This is a genomic window from Sphingomonas mesophila (assembly GCF_003499275.1).
Taxonomy (GTDB): Bacteria; Pseudomonadota; Alphaproteobacteria; order Sphingomonadales; family Sphingomonadaceae; genus Sphingomicrobium; species Sphingomicrobium mesophilum.
On the sequence record NZ_QWDF01000008.1, the window covers coordinates 1 to 710 of the forward strand.

Genomic DNA, 710 nt, shown 5'->3' on the forward strand with positions numbered 1-710 from the left:
CACATCTCTACGCATTTCACCGCTACACGTGGAATTCCACTTTCCTCTTCTGTACTCAAGCGATCCAGTTTCCAGTGCGACCCCAGGTTGAGCCCGAGGTTTAAACACCAGACTTAAATCGCCGCCTGCGCGCGCTTTACGCCCAATAATTCCGGACAACGCTTGCCCCCTACGTATTACCGCGGCTGCTGGCACGTAGTTAGCCGTGGCTTTCTGGTTAGGTACCGTCAAGGTACCGCCCTATTCGAACGGCACTTGTTCTTCCCTAACAACAGAGCTTTACGATCCGAAAACCTTCATCACTCACGCGGCGTTGCTCCGTCAGACTTTCGTCCATTGCGGAAGATTCCCTACTGCTGCCTCCCGTAGGAGTCTGGGCCGTGTCTCAGTCCCAGTGTGGCCGATCACCCTCTCAGGTCGGCTACGCATCGTTGCCTTGGTGAGCCATTACCTCACCAACTAGCTAATGCGCCGCGGGTCCATCTGTAAGTGGTAGCCGAAGCCACCTTTTATGTTTGAACCATGCGGTTCAAACAACCATCCGGTATTAGCCCCGGTTTCCCGGAGTTATCCCAGTCTTACAGGCAGGTTACCCACGTGTTACTCACCCGTCCGCCGCTAACATCAGGGAGCAAGCTCCCATCTGTCCGCTCGACTTGCATGTATTAGGCACGCCGCCAGCGTTCGTCCTGAGCCAGGATCAAACTCCC

Annotated in this window: 1 rRNA gene; it reads right to left on the minus strand. The window is 55.4% G+C overall.

The window, feature by feature from the left end:
- Window positions 1-708, minus strand: a 16S ribosomal RNA gene (locus tag D0Z60_RS11480); the annotation flags it as partial.
- Window positions 709-710: the final 2 nt, after the last annotated feature.